We start from the raw sequence: 17307 nt of genomic DNA, 5'->3' as shown, positions 1-17307 counted from the left end.
CGCTTCGCAGCCCAACGGGGGCAAGCCCCCTCGCCACAAGGATCAGTAAAACATCGTGCGTGTTTCTTCCAGGTCGGCGCACATCGCCTTGTCGTCAAAATCGATTCCAAGTGCTTTGTAGGCCGGTACGTTCAACGCATCGGTACTGGCGAGCGGGTGATCGGTGTCCTGCAGGCAATACAGGCTGGCCACCTGTACCAGATCCACATAGTCGATCTGCGCAGACTGGCGCTTGAAGTTCAGGTAAAGCCGCGGCACTTGCACCAGCATGTCGGGAAATTCCCAGACCCTGAGCAGTTTTTCGCCGATTAGCGGATGAATCCGGTCGATCACATGGTTGAGGCTGACCGGGTCGGACAGCAGCTCGTAGTGATCTTCGGCGTAGGTCAGGATCGGCAGCACGCCGATCTGGTGCACCAGGCCGCCAAGGGCCGCCTGATCGGGCTTTAGTCGGGTGCAACTGCGGCACAAGGCGTAGCTGACGCCGGCGATTTCCAGGCTTTTACGCCAGACATCGCGCATCTTCTGTTCCACCACGTCGGAGCGGGCATGGAAAATCTGCTCCATGACCAGGCCGATCGCCAGGTTACAGCTGTAGTTGATGCCCAGGCGGGTGATCGCGGTATGCAGATCGGTCACTTCCTGGGTCGCGCGCAACAGTGGGCTGTTGACCACTTTGATCAGGCGTGCCGACAGCGCGGTATCACGGCCGATCACTTTGCTCAGGGTACTGACGCTGACTTCCGGGTTTTCCGCGGCCTTGCGAATCTGCAGGGCCACTTCCGGTAACGTTGGCAGAACCAGGTCATCGTTATTGATGGCCTCAACCAAATCCTGTTGGACCTTTTCCGCCAGCTTGCTCATTTAGTCTCTCTAGGTGTCGCGCCAAGTGCTGCCGTTATTGCTGGATTTCGCGGTCGCGGTCCAGTTCATAAGGCAGGTCGAGCAGCTGCAAGGACGGCCCTTCGAGTGCGCCCAGGTGGATGTCTCCACTTTCTGCTGCTTCGGCTTGCAACACAGCCAGGAGTTCAATGTTCTGTCCGGCGCGGGCCGCCAGCACCACTTCGCCGATGGCGCTGCCGTGGGTCGGGGAAAACAGCGGGGTACCCGGTTCAGGCAGTTCGCCGGCAGCCAGTTGCAGGCGATACAGGCGGCGCTTGAGTTTGCCCAGGTACTGCATCCGCGCGACGATTTCCTGCCCGGTGTAGCAACCTTTCTTGAAACTCACGCCACCGACCGCTTGCAGGTTGAGCATCTGGGGGATGAACAACTCGCGGGTGCCGGGCATGACCTGGCCGATCCCGGCGCGGACCTGGCCCAGCAGCCATTGATTCAGATCGCCTTCGCTCAGCACAGCCGAAAGCTTGCCTTTGACTGCGTCGGCTTGACCGACGGCAACCCACAGTTCGGCACGTTCAGGCGAGACGCGGATGGCGATCAGTCCATCGTTGCGCACGACGCTGTCGGTTTCTGCCGGCAGGTCCAGGCCGAGGCTGACCAGTGCGGCGTCGCCATGGTCGACACCGAAGCGGACCCAGGCGGCACTTTCGTCGGTCAGTTTCGACTTGGAAAACACCGCGTATTTTTTCAGGTCCGCCAGTTGCGGTTCGAGCAATTCGGTGGCCATGGCCAGGACCACGCCGTCACCCTCGAGCAGGATGCGGAAACTCGATTGCATCCGGCCTTTTTGCGTGCAGCGGGCACCGAGGCTGGCCCGGGAATCGCTCAGGTAGTTGAGGTTGCAGGTCAGTTGGCCTTGCAGGAATTTGCTGGCGTCCGCGCCGCGGACCGCGAGAACACCTTCATGAGAAAGGGTGCAGAAAAAAGCAGAATCGGCCATGGGTCATCGCAGGGTAAAAAGTCTGATGGACATCATAAGGGGCCGCCTTCGAAATGGGTAGTTAACAAAGGCTCGACGGTGGCCGACCAAAGCCGACTGTTCGACGGGGCGCGGGCCTGTATACTTGCGGCCTATTTGAGGAGCGCTCCATGGTCGAAGATGTTGAACTGAACCGCCTCTATTGGCACAGCCGCCGCGGCATGCTTGAGCTTGATGTGTTGCTGGTGCCGTTTGTGAAAGAGGTTTATCGGCACCTCAACGAGGTTGATCGCGCCTGCTATGTCAGGTTGCTCGAATGCGAAGATCAGGACATGTTCGGCTGGTTCATGGAACGCAGCGAATCGGAAGATCCTGAGCTGCAACGCATGGTTCGCATGATCCTGGATCGTGTCCAGCCCAAGTAATGGGTTCGAATGCCGCTGGCATGCCTCACGGCAGTTGCTGGCGGCCTATCTTCTGGCCCAGCTGTTCGCGTTGGGTTCGTTGTTTTTACTGTCAATTCCGGTCTGGGCCAGCTCGCTCGGCGTCGTGCTGTGCGTGGTTCACGGAGCCTGGCTGTTGCCCCGGCAAATCCTGCTGACCCACCCGCAGGCCTTTTGCGGCTTGCGGCGCGATGCCGATGGCTGGCAGTTGTGGAGTCGGGCCAGGGGTTGGCAGGCCGTACAACTAAGGCCGGACAGCCTGGCGCTGCCGTTGGTGGTGGTACTGCGTTTTCGATTACGGGGCGAGCGCCGGGTCAGGGCCATTTGCGTACCCCGGGATGCGCAGGCGGCGGATGTGCACCGACGCCTGCGGGTGCGGCTCAAGTTCAGCCGACGTAGGTGGGCGGTACCAGAATAGTGTCCAGCGCGACCGGCAACATGTCCGGGTAGTCGAGGGTGTAATGCAGGCCACGGCTTTCCTTGCGTTCCATGGCTGACAGAATCATCAGCTCGGCAACCTGGGCCAGGTTGCGCAGCTCGATCAGGTCCCGGCTGACCTTGTAGTTGCTGTAGAACTCGTCGATTTCATCCAGCAACAGCTGCACGCGATGTTGCGCCCGTTGCAGACGCTTGTTGGTGCGCACGATGCCAACGTAGTCCCACATGAATCGCCGCAGCTCATCCCAGTTGTGCGCAATGATCACGTCTTCATCGGAATCGGTGACCTGACTCGCATCCCAGGCGGGAAGGGGCGTTGGCATCGGAACCCGGGGCAACTGTTCGAGAATGTCCGCGGCCGCCGAGCGGGCATAGACGAAACATTCCAGCAGCGAGTTGCTGGCCATGCGGTTGGCACCGTGCAGGCCGGTGAAACTGGTTTCGCCGATGGCATACAGCCCCGGCACATCGGTGCGACCCTGTTGATCGACCATCACGCCGCCGCAGGTGTAGTGCGCCGCCGGGACCACCGGGATCGGTTGTTTGGTGATGTCGATGGAGAATTCCAGACAACGTTCGTACACCGTCGGGAAGTGCGTCTTGATGAAGGCTTCGGGTTTGTGGCTGATGTCCAGATAGACGCAGTCGACGCCCAGGCGCTTCATTTCATGGTCGATGGCCCGGGCGACGATGTCTCGTGGGGCCAACTCGGCCCGTGGATCGAAGCGCTGCATGAAGCGCTCGCCGTTGGGCAGCTTCAGGTGGGCACCTTCGCCTCGCAGGGCTTCGGTGACCAGGAAACTCTTGGCTTGCGGGTGATACAGGCAAGTAGGGTGGAACTGGTTGAATTCCAGATTCGCCACCCGGCAGCCCGAGCGCCAGGCCATGGCGATGCCATCGCCGCAGGCGCCGTCAGGGTTACTGGTGTAGAGGTAAACCTTGGCCGCACCACCGGAGGCGAGGATCACAAAGCGGGCGCCGTAGGTGTCGACTTCGCCGGTGCCGCGATTGAGCACATAGGCGCCGAGGCAGCGATCACCTTCGAGTCCCAGGCGTTTCTCGGTAATAAGGTCAACCGCAACCCGCTGCTCCAGCAGTTCGATGTTCGGTCGTTTCCGGGCCTGGTCGAGCAGGGTGGTGAAAATGGCAGCGCCGGTGGCATCGGCTGCGTGGATGATGCGCCGATGGCTGTGACCGCCCTCGCGGGTGAGGTGGAACTCGAACCCGCCATCTTCGTTACTCGACTGTTCATCGCGGGTAAAGGGCACGCCCTGGTCGATCAGCCATTGAATCGCTTCCCGGCTGTGCTCGACGGTAAAGCGCACGGCGTCCTCATGACACAGGCCGCCGCCGGCATTGAGGGTGTCATCGACATGGGACTCAACGGTATCGGTGTCATCGAGAACGGCCGCAACGCCGCCCTGGGCCCAGAAAGTCGAGCCATTGGCGAGGTTGCCCTTGCTCAGAACGGCAATGCGCAAATGACTGGGCAAGGTCAGCGCAAGGCTCAAGCCGGCAGCACCGCTGCCAATTACCAGAACATCGTGTTGAAACTGTTGGCTCATTTCAGGATTCCGCTCAAAGCGACCCGGGTCGGGGGTGGCGCAGCTGGACTTTCGAGTCAATGCAGCCGCACTGCCCACTAGTATATAGAGGGGGGGAGCGGCACAATACCCGAGCTAGCATGGCATTGTGAAACTACCGTGACGCAAAACATCGGTCGCTTCGTCGGATGTTTTTCTGCCCGTTGGGCGCGAGAATGACTGTATCGCCGATTTAACAGTCTTTTTCCCTTCACGGTTACACAATGTCGGGTTGGTACGGCTATAAATAATTGGAACTTTTGCCAAAGGCCCAAGATCAATAGACGGTTGCCTGAAACAAGGGACAGTGTCGGTTTCAGTGCGGGATTGCAGTTCGATCCTTGCTGAAGAATCCGATGACAAGATTATCCGCGCAGCCGGGTCAACTCGTGCTGCGCTTTTCGTGCGTGCCAAATCAGAGCCCGCAGGAAACTTGCCTGGAGGGGGAGAACTTTTGCGAAAAGCCCGAGTCTATGTTTGCAAGTCTGGTGGTTTACTTCTGCAAGCCTCCTCCGAGCTCATCGAGGAGTGTTCATGCTAACCCAGGAAGAGGATCAGCAACTGGTCGAACGCGTTCAGCGCGGCGACAAGCGTGCTTTCGATCTGCTAGTGCTGAAATACCAGCACAAAATTCTCGGGTTGATCGTGCGTTTCGTGCACGACACCCATGAAGCCCAGGATGTGGCACAAGAAGCCTTTATCAAGGCATACCGTGCACTTGGAAATTTTCGCGGAGACAGCGCGTTTTATACGTGGCTTTACCGCATCGCCATCAACACGGCGAAAAACTATCTGGTTTCACGCGGCCGTCGGCCGCCGGATAGCGATGTCAGTTCCGAGGATGCAGAGTTCTACGATGGCGATCATGGCCTCAAGGATCTCGAGTCGCCAGAACGGGCTTTGCTGCGGGATGAGATCGAAGGCACCGTCCATCGAACCATTCAGCAACTGCCGGAAGATTTGCGTACGGCTTTAACTTTACGTGAGTTTGATGGTCTGAGTTACGAGGACATTGCGAGTGTCATGCAATGTCCGGTAGGCACCGTGCGCTCCCGGATTTTCCGCGCCCGGGAGGCCATCGACAAAGCCCTGCAGCCGTTGTTGCAGGAAAACTAAAGACAGCGGCGACAGCCAAGAGAGGAACGCCATGAGTCGTGAAGCCCTGCAGGAATCGCTGTCCGCAGTGATGGATAACGAAGCGGACGAATTGGAATTGCGTCGGGTATTGAATGCCTGTGACGATGTTGAAACCCGTGAAACCTGGGCTCGTTATCAGATCGCTCGGGCAGTGATGCACAAGGATCTGCTGCTTCCACGCTTGGACATCGCCGCGGCTGTTTCTGCTGCCCTGGCTGACGAAGCCGTACCGGCAAAAGCTTCCCGTGGTCCATGGCGCAGCCTGGGTCGTCTGGCGGTCGCTGCCTCGGTGACCCTGGCGGTGCTGGCCGGTGTGCGTCTGTACAACCAGGATGAGATCGCCGGTGTCGAACTGGCCCAGCAATCCGCTCAACCCGGACTGGCTGCTCCTCAAGTAAAAGGCCCAGCCGTTTTGGCAGGCTACAATGAGAGTTCGGATGCTACTGGCCCAATGGCCAACGGCGTACTGCAAGGTCAGCCAGGCTGGCACGATCAGCGTCTGCCAGGTTACTTGCGCCAACACGCACAACAGGCTGCATTGAAAGGCACTGAGAGCGCTCTGCCTTACGCTCGTGCCGCAAGTCTGGAAAACCGTTAAGGAGGATCATGCGCGCCATACCTCTACTTTCGCTTCTGCTCAGCGGCTGGTTCATCGTTCCAGCCCAAGCCGGTGAAGCCCAGGACTGGTTGACCCGCCTGGGCCAGGCAGAGCAACAGCAAAGCTTTCAGGGTACTTTCGTCTACGAGCGTAACGGTAGTTTTTCTACCCATAACATCTGGCACCGCGTCCAGGATGGAAAGGTCCGCGAGCGTTTGATCCAGCTCGACGGTTCCGCTCAGGAAGTCGTTCGCATTGATGGGCAAACCCAATGCGTCAGCGGCACACTGATAGCAGGGCTTGGGGACTCCCCGAACTCCGCCGCCCGTGCACTCGATCCTCAAAAGCTCAAGAATTGGTATGACCTGGCCGTCATCGGCAAGTCGCGTGTCGCCGGGCGTTCGGCGGTGATCGTATCGCTGACACCCCGTGATCAGCACCGCTACGGTTTTGAACTGCATCTGGACAAGGAGACCGGCCTGCCTCTGAAGTCCTTGCTACTGGACGACAAGGGGCGGTTGTTGGAGCGCTTCCAGTTCACGCAAATGGATACCGCTGACGTCCCTTCCGAAAAAGACCTGCAGGCCAGTACTGATTGCAAGCCGGTCAATCTCGAAAGTGACAAGGCCTCTGCCGTCAAGGCTGCCCAGGTCTGGCGTTCCGACTGGTTGCCGCCCGGCTTCGAGCTGACCAGCAGCACCGCTCGCAAGGATCCGCAGACCAAGACCCAGGTCAATAGCCTGATGTATGACGATGGCCTGACGCGTTTTTCGGTATTCCTCGAGCCGTTGAATGGCGCAACAGTCACCGACACCCGTACTCAGTTGGGGCCGACCGTTGCGGTTTCCCGGCGCCTGGCCACGGCACAGGGCGACATGATGGTGACTGTCGTTGGCGAGATACCGGTCGGTACTGCTGAACGGATAGCGCTTTCAATGCGCACCGACGCCGCTGCAACCAAGCAGTGAGCTGAATTTGAAATGTTTCGTGAGCATTTCAGTTTGCAAAAATCCCGTAAATTTTTTATAGGTCAGAGCCCCTCGGCTCTGGCCTTGTTTGTTGTTCCCGGAACAAAAATACCGGCGTATTGTTCCCGGTGTTCCTTGCTCCATATCGCTTAACCATGCTCGTCGTAACGGGAGCCGTATGTCGATACCACGCTTGAAGTCCTACCTTTCCATTATTGCCACCGTGCTGGTGCTCGGTCAGGCGGTCACCGCCCAAGCGGTCGAATTGCCTGATTTTACGCAACTGGTCGAACAGGCTTCGCCTGCGGTCGTGAACATCAGTACCACGCAAAAGCTGCCGGATCGCAAAGTCAACCAGCAGATGCCCGACCTCGAAGGCTTGCCACCGATGCTGCGCGAGTTCTTCGAACGGGGCATGCCGCCACAATCGCGCTCACCTCGTGACCGTCAGCGCGAGGCAACCTCCCTGGGTTCGGGTTTCATCATCTCTTCCGATGGCTATATCCTGACCAATAATCACGTGATCGCCGATGCTGACGAAATCCTCGTCCGCCTGGCCGATCGCAGCGAAATGAAAGCCAAGCTGATCGGTACCGATCCACGTTCCGACGTGGCGCTGCTGAAAATCGAAGGCAAGGATCTGCCAGTGCTCAAGCTCGGTAAATCCCAGGACCTGAAGGCTGGCCAATGGGTTGTCGCGATCGGTTCGCCATTCGGCTTTGACCACACGGTGACCCAAGGTATCGTCAGTGCCGTCGGTCGCAGCCTGCCGAACGAAAACTATGTGCCGTTCATCCAGACCGACGTGCCGATCAACCCGGGTAACTCCGGTGGTCCGCTGTTCAACCTCAACGGTGAGGTGGTCGGGATCAACTCGCAGATCTATACCCGCTCCGGTGGCTTCATGGGCGTGTCGTTTGCAATCCCGATCGACGTGGCCATGGATGTTTCCAATCAGCTGAAATCCGGTGGCAAGGTCAGCCGTGGCTGGCTGGGCGTCGTGATTCAGGAAGTGAGCAAGGACCTGGCCGAGTCGTTCGGCCTGGAGAAGCCGGCCGGTGCGCTGGTTGCCCAGATCCAGGACGATGGTCCGGCTGCCAAGGGCGGCCTGCAAGTTGGCGACGTGATCCTGAGCATGAACGGTCAGCCAATCGTCATGTCGGCCGACCTGCCGCACCTCGTTGGCGCGTTGAAGGCTGGCAACAAGGCCGATCTGGAAGTGATTCGTGACGGCAAGCGCAAGAATGTCGAATTGACAGTCGGCGCGATTCCGGAAGAAGGCAAGGAGCTGGATGCGCTGCCAAAATCCAGCATCGAGCGCAGCAGTAATCGCCTGGGTGTTTCCGTGGTCGAGCTGACTGACGAGCAGAAGAAAACCTACGACCTCAAGGGTGGTGTGCTGATCAAGGAAGTGCAGGACGGCCCTGCTGCCATGATCGGCTTGCAGCCGGGTGATGTGATCACCCATCTGAACAACCAGGCCATCGGTTCCACCAAGGAGTTCGCGGACATCGCCAAGGCGCTGCCAAAGAACCGTTCGGTGTCGATGCGGGTACTGCGTCAGGGGCGTGCGAGCTTCATCACCTTCAAGCTGGCTGAATAACCCGGTTGTTGGTTGCATAAAAAACCGCCTCGAAAGAGGCGGTTTTTTTGTGTCCGGACCTTTTGTCGCCGGGGCGTCAGCCCATCATGTCCTTGATCATGCGCTCTTGTTCCATCAGCTCGCGTTGCCGCGCGTCGATCCGCGAAGACAGCGGGAAGTTGCTGCCAGCCCTGCGTTTGGCGAAGTCCAGTTGCTGAATGGCCTGTTTGTAGTCACCGACCAGCGCAAAGTATTCGGCGCGAGCCTGATGCAGGCCGATGATATTGCCCGACAGGCCGCGCGTCTCGGCAACCTGATACCACACGTCCGGGTCATCCGGGCGGGACTTGAGCAGGCTTTCGAGGGCTTTCTCCGCATCCGCAGTACGGTTTTGCTTGAGCAGCAGGTCGACGCGAATCTGGTTCAGCGGGTAGTTGCCAGAGTATTGGCCCATCAACCGGTCAACCCGGGACTGGGCATCCGCCAGGCGATTATTGGTGATATCCAGATCGACCTGAGCCAGGTTGTAGATGATTTCGTTGGGTGACTTGGCCAGCAACTGCTTGAGGTTTTCCCGTGCTTCGTTCAGTTGGCCGCCCTTGATCTGGGCGATCGCCAGGCCGTAGCGTGCCACGTCGTTTTTCGGGTTCTCGTCGAGCTGGGCGCGGAAGCGCTTGGCGCCAAGCCCCGGGGTTTCTTCATAGATCAGCTGTACGCGTGCGCGGATCAGTTGGTAGCGCATGCTGTCTTCGATACCGCCCTTTGGAAACTGTTCGGCGCGGTTGCGGGTGTCGGCGATACGCGATTCGGTGACCGGGTGGGTCAGCAGAAATTCCGGTGGCTTGGCATCGTAGCGGTACTGACGCCCCAGTCGTTCGAACATGGTTGGCATCGAGCGAGGATCGTAACCGGCCTTTTCCAGATTGAGGATGCCGATACGGTCGGCTTCCTGCTCGTTCTGGCGGGAGAATCGCCGCTGTTCCTGAATGGCTGCGGCCTGTGTGCCGGCAATGGCCGCGATCCCGGCGTCACCGCCACCGGCGGCTGCCAGCACGATACCCGCCAGCAATGCAGCCATCATGGGTACTTGCATGCGTTGCTGCGCTTCGACGCCCCGGGCAAAGTGGCGCTGCGACAAGTGAGCCAATTCGTGCGCCAGTACCGAAGCGTATTCGCCCTCGGTCTGGGCGTTGAGGAACAAACCTCCGTTCACCCCGACGATCCCGCCCGGCGCTGCAAAGGCGTTGAGCTGCGGGCTGTTGATCAGGATGAATTCCAGGCGTCGGTCAGTGACCTGGCTGGTCTCGACCAGTCGGTAAACGCTGGATTCCACGTAATTCTTGAGCTGAGGATCGTTGAGCTGCGAAACCTGACTGCGCAACATTGCCAGCCAGGCGCGGCCGAGCTGGTATTCCTGTTGCGGCGAGACAATGGCAGAACTGGCGTCGCCGAGTGACGGCAGGTCGTCGGCAAAGCCCGGTGAGGCGAGCAGGCAAGCGAGCGTCAGCAGGGTGGGGCGCAAAAAAGTCATGCACAAAGCCTTAGTCGACAAAGACCTTACTGTAGCCGGACACCGGCGTTGCGACCAGATATTCTAGGCAACACAACCACCTGACCCGGAGTGATGCAATGACCGACGCTGTAGAGCATGACGTTGAACTGGACGCCAGCGGCCTGAATTGCCCGTTGCCGTTGCTCAAGGCCAAGATGGAGCTCAACCGGCTGGCCAGTGGCGCGGTGCTCAAGGTCATCGCCACCGATGCGGGTTCGCAACGCGACTTTCGCACCTTTGCCCGATTGGCCGGTCATACCCTGCTTCGTGAAGAAGATGAGGCGGGTGTTTACCGCTACTGGTTGAAAAAAGCCTGAATTCGGCTGCGTTTACTCCTAAGGATTATTGATGTTCAAAGTGTTGCGCGACTGGATTCAGCGCTATTTCTCCGATGAAGAAGCGGTGGTGCTGGCTGTCCTGCTGTTTCTGGCGTTCACCGCCGTGCTGACCCTGGGCGGTATGCTGGCGCCGGTGCTCGCCGGGATGGTGCTGGCGTACCTGATGCAGGGGCTGGTGGTGACCCTCGAGCGCCTGCGGGTGCCGGGCGGGGTCGCGGTGGGGCTGGTCTTTGCGTTGTTCATGGGGCTGTTGCTGGTGTTTATCGTGGTTGTCGTGCCATTGCTCTGGCATCAACTGATCACCCTGTTCAACGAGTTGCCCGGCATGCTCGCCAAGTGGCAGTCGCTGTTGCTGCTGCTGCCCGAACGCTATCCGCATCTGGTGTCCGATGAGCAGGTACTGCAGGCCATCGAAGCGGCGCGGGGCGAAATCGGCAAGTTTGGTCAGTGGGCACTGACGTTCTCGCTGTCGAGCCTGCCATTGCTGGTGAACATCATGATCTATCTGGTGCTGGTGCCGATCCTGGTGTTTTTCTTCCTCAAGGATCGGGCCATGATCGGCCAGTGGGTGCGCGGTTACCTGCCCCGTGAGCGGGCGTTGATCACCCGGGTCGCCCATGAAATGAACCGGCAGATCGCCAATTACATTCGCGGCAAGGTCATCGAAATCTTCATTTGCGGTGGCGTGACCTACATCGCCTTTGTTGTCCTTGAACTCAATTACGCGGCGCTGCTGGCACTGCTGGTGGGGATTTCGGTGGTGGTGCCTTATGTCGGCGCCGTTGTGGTGACCGTGCCCGTATTTCTGATTGCACTGTTCCAGTGGGGCTGGAGCGATCAGTTCATATACTTGATGGCGGTCTACGGGATCATTCAGACGCTGGATGGCAACGTGCTGGTGCCATTGTTGTTCTCGGAGGCGGTCAACCTGCACCCGGTGGCAATCATCTGCGCAGTGCTGTTGTTTGGCGGGTTGTGGGGGTTCTGGGGGGTGTTCTTCGCGATTCCCCTGGCGACGCTGTTCAAGGCCGTGCTGGATGCCTGGCCGCGCAAGGAGCCGGAGGTCGCGCCGCTGCTTTAAGGGGCAGGTTTGATCGTTCAGTGGGGCTGATGACCCCTTCGCGAGCAAGCTCGCTCCCACAGTTGACCGAGTTGTTCAGAAAATCACGGTTAGCTGTGGGAGCGAGCTTGCTCGCGATGGCGTCCGAAAGAACGCCCGGAAATCAGGCCTTATTCAGAGCCTGGGCCGCGGCCAATACCGCATCAACATGCCCCGGCACCTTCACGCCGCGCCATTCCTGGCGCAGCACGCCGTTGGCGTCGATCAGGAACGTGCTGCGATCCACGCCCATGTATTCCTTGCCGTAGAGCTTTTTCAGCTTGATCACGTCGAACAGCTGGCAGATGGCTTCGTCCTTGTCGCTGATCAGCTCAAAGGGGAATTCCTGTTTGCACTTGAAGTTCTCGTGGGATTTGAGGCTGTCGCGAGACACGCCGAACACTTCGGTATTGGCGGCCTTGAACGCAGCGTATTGATCACGAAAGCCCTGCCCCTCGGTCGTGCAGCCCGGTGTGCTGTCCTTGGGGTAGAAGTAGATCACTACCTGCTTGCCTTTCAGGCCGGCGAGGCTGACGGTTTGCCCGCTGGTGGCGGGGGCTTGGAAATCGGCAACCGGTTGGTCGATGGCAACGGCCATGAAAGCTTCCTTACATTGGGTTCTGTGGGCGCCAGGGTTCGATCAGGGCATCGAGGTTCAGCGCGTCGGCAAAATCCAGGAACTGATCGCGCAGCCAGCTGATTTGCACGCCGGCCGGCAAGGTCACGGTAAACGTGGCGTTGAGCATGGTGCCGCCGGTCTGCGGAGCCTGATAAGTGTCGCAGGTGAGGTTTTCCAGCTCGACATTGTGGTCCATGAAGAACTGGCACAGCTCGTTGATGATGTCCGAGCGGTAGGCCGAGCTGACATAAGCGACGTACGGCAGGGCCTGAGGGCGGTTTTCCAAGGCCGCGCTGCGCACCACGTTGACCGTGAACGCATGCCGCTTGGCCAATACTGGCAGGCTGCCTTCCAGGCGTGCCAGGGCATCCCAGCTACCGGAGATTTCCAGCACCAGGGCACTGCATTCGCCATGGCGGGTCAGGCGAGAGGTGACAACGGCGCAGCGGTTTTCATGGCTGGCGCGGCACAGGACGTTGGTCAGCTCCATGGGGTTGGCGCCGAGGGCACTGATAACAAGGAATTGTTCGCGAACTGTGGGGGTGGACATGCAGCATTCCTAAAGCGATGAGCGGTCGGTACGTCCAGAGGGCGTTTTGCCGGGGCGAGCCTGCGGATGCGAATTCAGAAACCCCCAAGCGGCAGGTCGCGACGTGCTCCGGCAGGGCGGGAGCGAGAGGCGGCAACGCTGGATCAGGGCTTGTGATGCCGTAAATGGAGGCTGAAACCCGGCGCGCGAGCTTGTCTGTACCGATCAAAGTCTGAAGGGTAGCGAAAACCGGCGCCAAGGGGAATGGCGGCAGCACAGTACTTCGCTTGTGCAAGCATCTTGGCGCCAGTACCATTACGGCTCTCTTTTTCCGGCAGGAGCGGTTTCATGATTGCGGGCAGTATGGTGGCACTGGTCACACCCATGGATGCACAGGGGCGTCTTGACTGGGACAGCCTCAGCAAACTCGTGGACTTCCACCTTGAAAACGGCACCCATGCCATTGTCGCCGTCGGCACCACCGGCGAGTCGGCAACCCTCGACGTCAACGAGCACATCGAAGTCATCCGTGCCGTGGTGAAGCAGGTCAACGGTCGTATTCCGGTGATTGCCGGTACCGGCGCCAATTCGACCCGCGAAGCCGTCGAATTGACCCGTAATGCCAAGGAAGCCGGCGCCGATGCCTGCCTGCTGGTAGTGCCGTACTACAACAAGCCGACCCAGGAAGGCCTGTACCTGCACTTCAAGCACATCGCCGAATCGGTCGACATCCCGCAGATTCTCTATAACGTTCCCGGCCGCACCTCCTGCGACATGCAGGCCGAAACCGTGATCCGCCTGTCCACCGTGCCGAACATCATCGGTATCAAGGAAGCGACCGGCGACCTCAAGCGCGCCAAGGCCATCCTCGACGGCGTAAGCAAGGACTTCATCGTCCTTTCCGGCGATGATCCGACCGCGGTCGAGCTGATCCTGATGGGCGGCAAGGGCAACATTTCCGTTACCGCCAACGTCGCGCCGCGTGAAATGGCCGATCTGTGCGAGGCCGCCCTCAAGGGGGATGCCGAGACTGCACGGGCAATCAACGAAAAACTGATGCCGCTGCACAAGGACCTGTTCATCGAAGCCAACCCGATTCCGGTGAAGTGGGCTTTGGTTGAAATGGGCCTGATGCACGAAGGCATTCGCCTGCCGTTGACCTGGCTGAGCACACCTTGTCACGAAACGCTGCGCACGGCCCTGCGCCAGTGCGGCGTCCTGGTTTAATTGAGGAAGTACAACGCATGAAGCGAATGGCCGGACTTTCCGCACTTGCCTTGATTATCTCCAGCACCAGTGGCTGTGGATGGATCTGGGGCCCGGAAGGTTATTTCCGTGACCGTGGTAGCGATTACCTGGAAGCGCAACAGACTGCACCGATGCAAATGCCACCGGATGTCCGTACCGCCAAGCGTCTGGATCCGCTGTTGCCGATCCCGCGCAACGTGGCCGATGACACCGCCAAGGGCGAATACATCGTTCCTCGGCCGCAGCCGCTGACCGCGGGTGCTGACGCCGGTGCCTACTCCCTGCAGAAGAGCGGCGGCTCCAGCTCCATCCTGGCGCAGAATCCGCCGGCTGAAGTCTGGCCCGTGGCCGTTCAGTTCTTCCAGGACAACGGTTTCCGTCTGGATGAACAGCGTCCGCAAACCGGTGAATTCACCACGACCTGGCAGCATTCCGATGAACTGTCTGCGGCCATGGCCAAGCGCCTGAGCGCGGCCGGCGTCAGCACGGACAGCGAAACCCGCGTGCGGGTGCGCATCGAGCCGGGCGTGCAGCGCAATACCAGTGAAGTCTATGTGGTCAGCGCCGAGCGTCCCGCCGGCAGCACCGCCGACGTGGCCTTCACCAACCGTTCGGTCAACACTGGCCTGGACGCGGCACTGGTCGACGACATGCTCGCGAGCATGAGCCGTATCTCCGAGAAGGGCGGTTCGGTTTCCATGCTGGCTTCGCGTGATTTCGACGCGCCAAGTCGTGTCAGCCTGAGTGAAGACGGCAGCGGCAACCCTGTGCTGAACGTCGGTACCGACCTGGATCGTGCCTGGTCGAGCGTCGGTCGTGCGCTGGAACAAGGCGAATGGCGTGTTGAAGACATCAACCGCAGCCTGGGCCTGTACTACATCAACCTGGCCGAAAAAGCCGAGAGCAAAGACGACAAGCCAGGCTTCTTCAGCAGCCTGTTCGGCAGCGCGCCGAGCAAGGAAGAGCTTGAGGCCCGCGCCGAGCGTTATCAGGTTCGCCTGAGCAAGGTTGGCGAGAACGTCCAGGTCACCGTAGAGAAAAACATCAACACCGTGGCGCCGGCCGATGTGGCGCGTAAAGTGTTGAGCAAGATTCAGGACAACCTGGGCTGATCCTATGCGTTTTGCCGTTCTCGGCAGCGGTAGTCAAGGGAACGGCACGCTGATAGCCAGCGCTGATACGTACGTATTGGTGGATTGTGGTTTTTCCCTGCGGGAAACCGAAAAACGCCTGCTGCGCCTGGGTGTGAACCCTGCGCAGCTGAGCGCGATACTCGTGACCCACGAACATGCCGACCACGTGCATGGCGTGGGTTTGCTGTCTCGGCGCTACAATCTGCCTGTCTACCTCAGTCGCGGGACCTTGCGCGGGATGCGCAAACCTATTGAGCCCGCAGGCTTTCTGGCCGGCGGCGATCAACTGCAAATCGGCGACTTGAGCATCGGTGTCATTGCCGTGGCCCACGATGCACAAGAACCGACGCAATATGTTTTCAGTGACGGTTTACGGCGCTTCGGCCTGTTGACCGACCTGGGCTCGTATTGTGACAAGGTGCTGGACGGCTATCGGGACCTCGATGCGTTGATGATCGAGTCCAATCACTGTCGTGACATGCTGGCTCGCGGTCATTACCCGTACTTTCTCAAGCAGCGGGTAGGCGGTGAACTGGGGCATTTGAATAACCACCAGGCGGCATTCCTGGTGGCCGAGCTGGGCTGGAAAAACCTGCAACACCTGGTCCTGGCCCATCTGAGCAGCAAGAACAACCTGCCGCGGCTGGCCCGGCAATGTTTTGTCGACACCCTTGGGTGCGACCCGGACTGGCTGCAACTGGCCGATCAAGATTCAGGGCTCGACTGGCGACATATCGCCTAGCCCATCTACTTAGCAAGCGGAGCCCATCATGGAAAAACGTGAAGAACTCTACCGCGGCAAAGCCAAGTCGGTTTACAAGACCGACGACGCTAACCGCTTGATCCTGCTGTTTCGTAACGACACCTCGGCGTTCGACGGCAAGCGCATCGAGCAGCTCGACCGCAAAGGCATGGTGAACAACAAGTTCAACGCCTTCATCATGCAGAAGCTCGAAGCGGCCGGCGTGCCGACCCAATTCGACAAATTGCTGGGCGACAACGAATGCCTGGTGAAGAAACTCGACATGATCCCGGTCGAATGCGTCGTGCGTAACTACGCCGCCGGCAGCCTGGTCAAGCGTCTGGGTGTCGAAGAGGGCATGAAGCTCAACCCTTACACCTTCGAACTGTTCCTGAAGGACGACGCCAAGGGCGACCCGTTCATCAACGAATCCCACGTCGTGGCCTTTGGTTGGGGCACTGCCGAGCAACTGGTGCGCATGAAAGAGCTGTCGCTCAAGGTCAACGAAGTCCTGAGCAAACTGTTCGACGACGCCGGCCTGCTGCTGGTCGACTTCAAGCTGGAGTTCGGTGTGTTCCACGATGGCTCCATCGTGCTGGGCGACGAATTCAGTCCGGACGGCTGCCGTCTGTGGGACAAGGCCACCGGCAAGAAAATGGACAAGGACCGCTTCCGTCAGGACCTCGGTGACGTCATCGAAGCCTATGAAGAAGTCGCCAATCGCCTGGGCGTACCGCTTTAACCGACGCAAGCATCTGATAGCACAGAAATATTTCGCTTAGGGGGTTCGCTTCCTGCGAAAGTGTTGTTATGATGCGCGCCGTTGGAGAGATGCCAGAGTGGCCGAATGGGACGGATTCGAAATCCGTTGTACCTTCACCGGTACCTAGGGTTCGAATCCCTATCTCTCCGCCATTATTGAACAAGACGAAGCCCCTGAAGTGGTTAAACATTTCAGGGGCTTTTTCGTTTCTGTCGTATTGGTCGGGGAGGGCATTTCGTGTCCCGGCATTTTTGACGTGATACTCGTCATGCTCTTGGGATCCCTTGGGTATCCATTTGCCGTAGGGCTTTCTCACCATTGTTGTATCTATATGTCCAGGTGATGTGGTTTGGGTTCGTTGCTGTCCCAGTGCTTTATATAGATGCTGGAGGTTCTCATGGTGGCGACCCGGGCGCTTTGGCAAGGAAGTAGAATTTTCAGGTGGGGGGTTGACCACGTATTTTAATACTGTATTATTCGCCTCCCGCTAACGAGCAGTTTGATGTGGCTCTTGGTTTAAGTAGTTGATTTTGTTGAAAAATCAGAAACTTTTAAGGTTGCAAATTGAAAAGATGCGCTGTAAGATGCGCATCTCGGTTGAGACGAAAGATCTTAACCAATCGCTCTTTAACAACTGAATCAAGCAATTCGTGTGGGTGCTTGTGGAGTCAGACTGCTAGTCAACAGATTATCAGCATCACAAGTTACTCCGCGAG

At 58.9% G+C, this 17307-nt stretch carries 18 protein-coding genes and 1 tRNA gene; 13 read left to right on the top strand and 6 right to left on the bottom strand.

The genetic code is table 11. The features are described 5' to 3' along the window. Positions 1–42: 42 nt before the first annotated feature. Both ABIE16_RS04350 and ABIE16_RS04345 read right to left on the bottom strand, forming a co-directional pair. Entirely contained in the window at positions 43–864 is an 822-nt protein-coding gene (locus ABIE16_RS04350; protein WP_218495110.1) for an HDOD domain-containing protein, read from the bottom strand. Between the two features lie 34 nt (positions 865–898). Next, entirely contained in the window at positions 899–1840 is a 942-nt protein-coding gene (locus ABIE16_RS04345) for a YgfZ/GcvT domain-containing protein (RefSeq protein WP_218495111.1), read from the bottom strand. 149 nt (positions 1841–1989) lie between these two features. On the opposite strand from ABIE16_RS04345, the gene ABIE16_RS04340 reads away from it, so the two are divergent. Together ABIE16_RS04340 and ABIE16_RS04335 are read left to right on the top strand one after the other, a co-directional pair. After that, on the top strand, positions 1990–2244 hold the full coding sequence (locus ABIE16_RS04340; protein WP_057716026.1) for a succinate dehydrogenase assembly factor 2: 255 nt from the start codon (positions 1990–1992) through the stop codon (positions 2242–2244). Next, a complete protein-coding gene (locus ABIE16_RS04335) occupies positions 2228–2680 on the top strand; it encodes a protein YgfX (protein WP_218495112.1) in 453 nt (150 codons plus the stop codon). Before ABIE16_RS04340 ends, ABIE16_RS04335 begins: the two co-directional genes overlap by 17 nt. Here the strand turns inward: ABIE16_RS04335 and nadB are convergent. Further along, positions 2649–4265 carry an L-aspartate oxidase gene (gene nadB / locus ABIE16_RS04330; protein ID WP_429520618.1) on the bottom strand — a complete coding sequence of 539 codons (1617 nt, stop codon included), beginning with the start codon at positions 4263–4265 and terminating at the stop codon, positions 2649–2651. The two genes, ABIE16_RS04335 and nadB, sit on opposite strands and share 32 nt — an antisense overlap. A 552-nt stretch (positions 4266–4817) precedes the next feature. On the opposite strand from nadB, the gene rpoE reads away from it, so the two are divergent. From rpoE to ABIE16_RS04310, 4 genes are all read left to right on the top strand, one after another. Beyond that, complete coding sequence (gene rpoE / locus ABIE16_RS04325) at positions 4818–5399, top strand: RNA polymerase sigma factor RpoE (RefSeq protein WP_003172477.1); 582 nt, start codon at positions 4818–4820, stop codon at positions 5397–5399. Between the two features lie 31 nt (positions 5400–5430). Then, positions 5431–6018: a sigma-E factor negative regulatory protein gene (locus tag ABIE16_RS04320; RefSeq protein WP_057716023.1), complete on the top strand. Its 588-nt coding sequence runs from the start codon at positions 5431–5433 to the stop codon at positions 6016–6018. An 8-nt stretch (positions 6019–6026) separates the two neighbouring features. Further along, positions 6027–6986: a MucB/RseB C-terminal domain-containing protein gene (locus ABIE16_RS04315; protein ID WP_154861746.1), complete on the top strand. Its 960-nt coding sequence runs from the start codon at positions 6027–6029 to the stop codon at positions 6984–6986. A 178-nt stretch (positions 6987–7164) separates the two neighbouring features. Then, entirely contained in the window at positions 7165–8589 is a 1425-nt protein-coding gene (locus tag ABIE16_RS04310; RefSeq protein WP_090453675.1) for a DegQ family serine endoprotease, read from the top strand. A gap of 76 nt (positions 8590–8665) precedes the next feature. On the opposite strand, the gene ABIE16_RS04305 is transcribed toward ABIE16_RS04310, so the two are convergent. After that, a complete protein-coding gene (locus ABIE16_RS04305) occupies positions 8666–10099 on the bottom strand; it encodes a M48 family metalloprotease (protein ID WP_057716020.1) in 1434 nt (477 codons plus the stop codon). Between the two features lie 98 nt (positions 10100–10197). On the opposite strand from ABIE16_RS04305, the gene ABIE16_RS04300 reads away from it, so the two are divergent. Both ABIE16_RS04300 and ABIE16_RS04295 read left to right on the top strand, forming a co-directional pair. Then, positions 10198–10437 carry a sulfurtransferase TusA family protein gene (locus ABIE16_RS04300; protein WP_007979782.1) on the top strand — a complete coding sequence of 80 codons (240 nt, stop codon included), beginning with the start codon at positions 10198–10200 and terminating at the stop codon, positions 10435–10437. Between the two features lie 31 nt (positions 10438–10468). Further along, positions 10469–11539 (top strand): AI-2E family transporter, encoded by a 1071-nt coding sequence (locus ABIE16_RS04295; RefSeq protein WP_057716019.1) that lies wholly within the window; start codon positions 10469–10471, stop codon positions 11537–11539. A 142-nt stretch (positions 11540–11681) separates the two neighbouring features. On the opposite strand, the gene ABIE16_RS04290 is transcribed toward ABIE16_RS04295, so the two are convergent. Then, positions 11682–12155: a peroxiredoxin gene (locus ABIE16_RS04290; RefSeq protein WP_057716018.1), complete on the bottom strand. Its 474-nt coding sequence runs from the start codon at positions 12153–12155 to the stop codon at positions 11682–11684. 10 nt (positions 12156–12165) lie between these two features. After that, positions 12166–12726, bottom strand: a complete 561-nt coding sequence (locus tag ABIE16_RS04285) for a glycine cleavage system protein R (protein ID WP_007979776.1) — start codon at positions 12724–12726, stop codon at positions 12166–12168. 327 nt (positions 12727–13053) lie between these two features. Between ABIE16_RS04285 and dapA the strand changes: the two genes are divergently transcribed. The 5 genes from dapA (at position 13054) to ABIE16_RS04260 (ending at position 16743) form a co-directional block, all read left to right on the top strand. Next, on the top strand, positions 13054–13932 hold the full coding sequence (gene dapA, locus ABIE16_RS04280) for a 4-hydroxy-tetrahydrodipicolinate synthase (protein ID WP_046041557.1): 879 nt from the start codon (positions 13054–13056) through the stop codon (positions 13930–13932). Positions 13933–13949: 17 nt separating this feature from the next. Then, entirely contained in the window at positions 13950–15065 is a 1116-nt protein-coding gene (gene bamC, locus ABIE16_RS04275) for an outer membrane protein assembly factor BamC (protein WP_057716016.1), read from the top strand. Positions 15066–15069: 4 nt separating this feature from the next. Beyond that, positions 15070–15828, top strand: a complete 759-nt coding sequence (locus ABIE16_RS04270; RefSeq protein WP_429520617.1) for an MBL fold metallo-hydrolase — start codon at positions 15070–15072, stop codon at positions 15826–15828. 28 nt (positions 15829–15856) lie between these two features. Beyond that, positions 15857–16570, top strand: a complete 714-nt coding sequence (purC, locus tag ABIE16_RS04265; protein WP_429520616.1) for a phosphoribosylaminoimidazolesuccinocarboxamide synthase — start codon at positions 15857–15859, stop codon at positions 16568–16570. 83 nt (positions 16571–16653) lie between these two features. After that, positions 16654–16743, top strand: a tRNA-Ser gene (locus tag ABIE16_RS04260). The last annotated feature ends 564 nt before the right edge of the window (positions 16744–17307 follow it).

It is taken from the genome of Pseudomonas sp. 2725 (assembly GCF_050434585.1).
GTDB lineage: Bacteria > Pseudomonadota > Gammaproteobacteria > Pseudomonadales > Pseudomonadaceae > Aquipseudomonas > Aquipseudomonas jessenii.
The sequence above is the reverse complement of the archived record's forward strand: the minus strand, read 5'-3'. Positions and strand labels throughout refer to the sequence as shown.

Bases quoted from the DNA above. Each gene is read 5' to 3' on its own strand.
- ABIE16_RS04350 (WP_218495110.1), bottom strand. From the start codon at position 864: ATGAGCAAGCTGGCGGAAAAGGTCCAACAGGATTTGGTTGAGGCCATC.
- ABIE16_RS04345 (WP_218495111.1), bottom strand. From the start codon at position 1,840: ATGGCCGATTCTGCTTTTTTCTGCACCCTTTCTCATGAAGGTGTTCTC.
- ABIE16_RS04340 (WP_057716026.1), top strand. From the start codon at position 1,990: ATGGTCGAAGATGTTGAACTGAACCGCCTCTATTGGCACAGCCGCCGC.
- nadB (WP_429520618.1), bottom strand. From the start codon at position 4,265: ATGAGCCAACAGTTTCAACACGATGTTCTGGTAATTGGCAGCGGTGCT.
- rpoE (WP_003172477.1), top strand. From the start codon at position 4,818: ATGCTAACCCAGGAAGAGGATCAGCAACTGGTCGAACGCGTTCAGCGC.
- ABIE16_RS04320 (WP_057716023.1), top strand. From the start codon at position 5,431: ATGAGTCGTGAAGCCCTGCAGGAATCGCTGTCCGCAGTGATGGATAAC.
- ABIE16_RS04315 (WP_154861746.1), top strand. From the start codon at position 6,027: ATGCGCGCCATACCTCTACTTTCGCTTCTGCTCAGCGGCTGGTTCATC.
- ABIE16_RS04310 (WP_090453675.1), top strand. From the start codon at position 7,165: ATGTCGATACCACGCTTGAAGTCCTACCTTTCCATTATTGCCACCGTG.
- ABIE16_RS04305 (WP_057716020.1), bottom strand. From the start codon at position 10,099: ATGACTTTTTTGCGCCCCACCCTGCTGACGCTCGCTTGCCTGCTCGCC.
- ABIE16_RS04300 (WP_007979782.1), top strand. From the start codon at position 10,198: ATGACCGACGCTGTAGAGCATGACGTTGAACTGGACGCCAGCGGCCTG.
- ABIE16_RS04295 (WP_057716019.1), top strand. From the start codon at position 10,469: ATGTTCAAAGTGTTGCGCGACTGGATTCAGCGCTATTTCTCCGATGAA.
- ABIE16_RS04290 (WP_057716018.1), bottom strand. From the start codon at position 12,155: ATGGCCGTTGCCATCGACCAACCGGTTGCCGATTTCCAAGCCCCCGCC.
- ABIE16_RS04285 (WP_007979776.1), bottom strand. From the start codon at position 12,726: ATGTCCACCCCCACAGTTCGCGAACAATTCCTTGTTATCAGTGCCCTC.
- dapA (WP_046041557.1), top strand. From the start codon at position 13,054: ATGATTGCGGGCAGTATGGTGGCACTGGTCACACCCATGGATGCACAG.
- bamC (WP_057716016.1), top strand. From the start codon at position 13,950: ATGAAGCGAATGGCCGGACTTTCCGCACTTGCCTTGATTATCTCCAGC.
- ABIE16_RS04270 (WP_429520617.1), top strand. From the start codon at position 15,070: ATGCGTTTTGCCGTTCTCGGCAGCGGTAGTCAAGGGAACGGCACGCTG.
- purC (WP_429520616.1), top strand. From the start codon at position 15,857: ATGGAAAAACGTGAAGAACTCTACCGCGGCAAAGCCAAGTCGGTTTAC.